The 5,244-nt window shown below is 50.2% G+C and carries 4 protein-coding genes; 1 reads left to right on the forward strand and 3 read right to left on the reverse strand.

The features are described from left to right. Positions 1 to 87 precede the first annotated feature (87 nt). Entirely contained in the window at positions 88 to 2,061 is a 1,974-nt protein-coding gene (locus tag V7051_RS24270; protein ID WP_333879336.1) for a sensor domain-containing protein, read from the reverse strand. A 286-nt stretch (positions 2,062 to 2,347) separates the two neighbouring features. Here V7051_RS24270 and V7051_RS24275 point away from each other — a divergent pair, with 286 nt between their 5' ends. Then, positions 2,348 to 4,177, forward strand: coding sequence for a sigma 54-interacting transcriptional regulator (locus tag V7051_RS24275; RefSeq protein WP_333879335.1), 1,830 nt, complete (start codon positions 2,348 to 2,350; stop codon positions 4,175 to 4,177). 388 nt (positions 4,178 to 4,565) lie between these two features. On the opposite strand, the gene V7051_RS24280 is transcribed toward V7051_RS24275, so the two are convergent. Both V7051_RS24280 and V7051_RS24285 read right to left on the reverse strand, forming a co-directional pair. Then, complete coding sequence (locus V7051_RS24280) at positions 4,566 to 4,790, reverse strand: DUF1902 domain-containing protein (RefSeq protein ID WP_333879334.1); 225 nt, start codon at positions 4,788 to 4,790, stop codon at positions 4,566 to 4,568. 58 nt (positions 4,791 to 4,848) lie between these two features. Then, on the reverse strand, positions 4,849 to 5,244 hold a 396-nt coding region (locus V7051_RS24285; protein WP_333879333.1), incomplete at its 5' end, for a hypothetical protein.

Genomic DNA, 5,244 nt, shown 5'->3' on the forward strand with positions numbered 1-5,244 from the left:
CCAACTTTGGGTTGAATTGACGACACTTAAAGTCTAATTTTGCGTAAGTCCTAATAAAAATAACAGTATAAAAATTTATAGGGATAATTAAGAGCATGACTTCTTTGATTCCTTTACTTCATACATTGCTATATCCGCATGGTGCAACAGCGCTTTAGCGTCGGTTCCATTGTCGGGATAAATGCTTATTCCGGCGCTTACGCCAATTTTGATATCGTAACCATCAATACAGTAAATGTCGCATAATGCCTCGGTAATATGGTTAAGCAGTTTTTCAACCATTTTTCGGTTGGTAACATCCGCCAGCAGTATGACGAATTCATCACCGCCTAACCGGGTGACAGTATCGGTTTCGCGGACGCTTTGAGTGAGCCTGGCAGCAACGCTCTGCAATAGCTTATCTCCGGTTTTATGTCCGAAAAGATCGTTAACCGGTTTGAATTTGTCTAAATCCAGAAATAAGACGGCAAATTGGCTATTGTTGCGCGCGGCCAGTTTAATGGCCCGCCCAAGCCGGTCATGGAACAGCACCCGATTAGCCAATCCGGTCAATGGGTCATGATGGGCGATATGGCGCAAATGCTCTTCTTCCGCCTTGCGCTCGGAAATATCCGATAAGATGGCGACATAATGCGTGAGGTGGTTGTCGGTGTTTTTTACTTGGTTAATGCTGATTCTCATCGGTATCAAGGCACCGTTTTTCATCCGGTCGATAATATCGCCCTGCCATTGGCCGGTTTTATTCAAAGACTCCCACATTCGGTTATATTCTTCGTCGGTTGTATAGCCGGATTGCAAAATAGATGGAGGCTGACCCAATAATTCGCTTTCATCGTATCCGGTCATCGCACAAAGCGCTTGATTGACCGAAACGATACGCATCGACGCGTCCGTAATCAAGATCCCATCGCTGCTGGCGGCAAAAACCGTTGCCGCCAGTTTTAGTTGTTCCTCCGATTTTTTGCGTTCGCTCAGATCCATCACATAGGCAATGCCTTGTTCCTGATTGCCTGCCAGCATCGCCGTACCAATATATATCGGCACCCAATGTCCCTGTTTATGTATCAATGCTTTTTCGTAGGGCTGGCATCGTCCATGTATTAAAAGCTCATTGATGGCTTGTTGATCGAGGTGCTGAAACTCAACCGGCGTAATATCCCGCCAGTTAATGACGCCGGCCAAGAAATCCGGCCGGTCATGGCCGATCATGGTTAAAAACAGATCGTTCGCTTCCTCGATAGTGCCATCCATCCGCCAGGAAATAATGCCGATCGTATTCGATTCCTTCAGACTGCGAAACCGCGACTCGCTGATCAGCAGTTGCTGTTCCGCTTTGGTGATCCCCTTGATTATCTGGCGGCTGACCCATAGTCCGATACTGATAAAGCTGACCAGCGCCAGCACGGTGATACGCCATGTCGTTTGCTTAACCCATCTTGCCCCTTCGCTCAGGATCAGCGAAAAGCGATTTTCCAATTGATGAAGCTCATTATTGAGATGCTGCAAGTGCTCTCTCAATTCGACTATTTTTTTGGTTTCTTGGTCTGATGAATGGATTTCAAATCGAATTTCCTGGCTTAGCTGCTTCAATTCCTCGATTATTTGATCGGCGGATTGCCAGATAACGATAGCATCGCGCATATAGGAAATGCGTTGGAATGTTAAAAAGAACCCGATCATTGAATTGATATCGTCCGGGTGGTTTTGTCCCAGCAGGAAGCCTTTTCCAGCTTCTTCACGGTTCGGAGGGGATGTTAACAATGCCAATCTGGCATGCTTATCGCCACTGATGACCTTTAGAGCCTCCTGGTAAGCATCGTAATCGGTTTCCAAATGACTATATGAATAACTGCTCAGATAGAGAACGGCATCCTTCTGCGCTTTAGCCCACAAACCTTCGCCCCTGACATAGGAGCGAACGCCGTCGAAAGTGTTGCCATACAAAAAAATCATTCCTCCCAGCAATACCGAAATCAGTACGAACAGGGAAATAATGAAAACAACTTTCCCTCCGGTGGAAAATATGGGAAGTCTTGGTTTATATTTTTTATTAGTTACCATAGGCTTCTAAAAGCTGCGATTTTTTCTAGCGTATCAGCACATAATCCTGTTGTTCATTGGAGGGTGTCCTGGGCTTTGTATTAACGGGCTTTAAATTAACGCCCCGTTATCCTGTGTTCAATCTGAATGGTAAACCGGTTCAGTGCTGCTTTCCAGTCTTGTGGCCTTGTGGGCAATAATAAACCGGTTTGAGAGTAAGTAAAAACAGACTTATTCCGACGCACAGTGCTGTACTTCATGTTGCGACCGGCTCTAAAATGAACGTCGTTATATTTGTGAATTTGATATGAAAGTAAACCCATTGATTCAAAATCTATCAGCCGAGCATTTGTTACAGCACATGCCGGTATCGACTTTCGTGTTGAACGCCAACCATCAAGTAGTGCTCTGGAATAAAGCCTGCGAGCAATTGACCGGCCTGAAAGCCGGGGAGATGATCGGCAGCGATCAGCATTGGCGCGGCTTCTATACCGAAAAGCGCCCGTGTCTGGCGGACTTGCTGCTCGACAGCACCCTCGGCAACGTGACCGACCTTTATGAACAAGCCAGTTTATTCAATACCTACTCCGACATTTGCCATACCGAAAACTGGTGCCTGATGCCGGACGGCCGCAGGCTGTATCTGGTCATCGATGCCGGCACCATCAGCAATGAGCAAGGCGAGGTGGTGGCGATCGTCGAAACCCAGCGCGATCGCACCGAACAAAGGCTGACGATGCAGGCGCTGAGCGAAAGCGAACAGCGGATTTCCTCTATCCTAGGTTCGGCGATGGACGCCATCGTTACCGTCGATCAGCAGCACCGCATCACGTTGTTCAATGCGGCGGCGGCCCGAATCTTTCGTTGCGCCGCCGATTTTGCGATCGGCCAGCTGGTCGATCGCTTCATCGCGCCGCATTGTAGCAAACTGTTCATGCAATTCATCGCTTTCGATAACGCCAGCGCCAAAACCCAGGCCTGGGCGCCGGAAGGCCTTAGCGCCCGGCGCGCCGACGGCGAGGAATTTCCGATCGAAGCCACCTTTTCGCCGCTGGAAGCCCACGACCAAAAGCTCTATACCATCATCCTACGGGATGTAAACGACCGCCGCCTCGCCGAACAGAAACTGGACCGGCTGCAACAGGAAAAAGGCTATCTGCAGGAAGTGCTCAACGACGATCACAACCCCGGCGATTTCGTCAGCGGCTCCAAGCTGATGCGGACCGTCATGGAACAAGTACGGATGGTGGCCCGCACTGATACGCCGGTGCTACTGCTCGGCGAAACCGGCACCGGCAAGGAATTACTGGCTCGCGCGATACACGAATTCAGCGACCGCAGCGCGGCGATTATGGTTAAAGTCAATTGCGCCGCGTTGCCCGCCGAGCTGATCGAAAGTGAATTGTTCGGCCACGAAAAAGGCGCATTCACCGGAGCAACCCAGCAGCGCAAAGGCCGCTTCGAACTGGCCGACGGCGGCAGCCTGTTTCTGGACGAACTCGGCGAATTATCCCTGTCGGCGCAGGCCAAGCTGTTGCGGGTGTTGCAGGAACAGGAATTCGAACGGGTAGGGGGCAGCGAAACCATTCGGGTCGATGTGCGGGTGATAGCGGCAACCAACCGTAATTTGGCCGAAGAGGTTGGTTTGGGGCGCTTCCGTTCCGATCTTTATTACCGGTTGAACGTGTTTCCTGTCGAGGTGCCTGCATTGCGGCAGCGGGTGACGGATATTCCATTGCTGGCGCGTTTTTTCCTGAGCAAATACGCCAAAAAACTCGGCAAGCGCTTTGATGACATCGATCCTGGGGGACTGGACTATTTACGCCAATATGCGTGGCCCGGCAACGTCCGCGAATTGCAGAACGTCATCGAGCGGGCGGTGATTCTGTCCCAAGGTTCATTGCTGGATATTGCGCCGTTGCAACCGACTCTTGCCCATCCCGAAGTCGCTACCGGCAAGTTGCGCACCTTGGAAGCCGTGGAGCGTGAACACATAACACGCACCCTCGAAGCTACCGGCTGGCAGATTTCCGGTGCCAAGGGCGCGGCGGCGATATTGGGCATGAATCCGAATACCTTGCGATCCAGGATGTTGAAGTTGGGGATTTCCAGAGCGGGGGAAAGGCATGTCGAATGACACCGATGATCCTAAAAACCGCAGTTGAGTCTGAGTCGTCATTCCGGCAGGGATTGCCGGACCCGTTAGAGCGCGTAGCGAATCCAGGGCACAGGGATGTGAACGCTTGATTTAACTGAGCAATCCCTTATGTGATACTTGCTGTCAGTTTCGGTATTGCAATCCATGGCTTCTCGGCAACTGCTCCATGCGTTGCTCTACCTCCTGCATCCTTGCAGTCGTGGATCCCGGCAATCCCTGCCGGGATGACGTGCTTTAAAATACTTATGTATAACGATGAGCACAGCGCGAAGGAACGAAAGAGCCGTACTGCCTTTTCCCTGTCGAATAAAAACACAACCGGCGGCGCGCAGAATGATAACTAACTCAGGGTAAAGCGTGGATGTCATCATCCCACTAATCGATTGAACGACTGCTCATGAGAAAAGCGCAATCTAATGCTGTCTGAATCCAGGTCTATATGATTAAGTTCGGCAAGTTCAGGGGCGATTGCTCCGGCGCGTTCAGTCAGTTCGTCATAGCTGGCGGCCTCGGTCACTAAACCCAGTTCATCGCATTCAGCAGTCCAAACACCATCACAAACAGATACATCGATTACAAAAATAGTAGCCATAAAACCTCCAGCATTATTAACGATGCAATTTTTGGTTGTTTGGGGGAAGTTTGACACATCAATTCCGGCCATTATGCTTTGCCCCCGTTGTCCATATTGGCAATGCAGGATTGGTCTCTCGGAATTTCATGGCATAAGTGCCGCATTCAAGAAAATGGATATGTCTGGTCAGTACTATTGGATTTTGAAAAGGGGAGCAATACCCCAGACGGGGTTGAAGTCGTGTCGAATGACAATCGGGAATTGATCCAACGCAGCCATTCAGGTCATGGTCGTAGTCGTAGGTTGGGCTAAATGCAATGAAGCCCAACAATTCACCGTTCGCCGCAGGTAATATCCTCAATAGCAAGATCGCTTCCCCAATGCTCCGGCAACACGCCTGCTTGCACATACCGATGCAATGTAAGCGTCCGCTTTCCCCACCTATGTTAAATGCCCGGAATGATCGATCCTT

It is taken from the genome of Methylobacter sp. (assembly GCF_036845245.1).
Lineage (GTDB): Bacteria > Pseudomonadota > Gammaproteobacteria > Methylococcales > Methylomonadaceae > Methylobacter_A.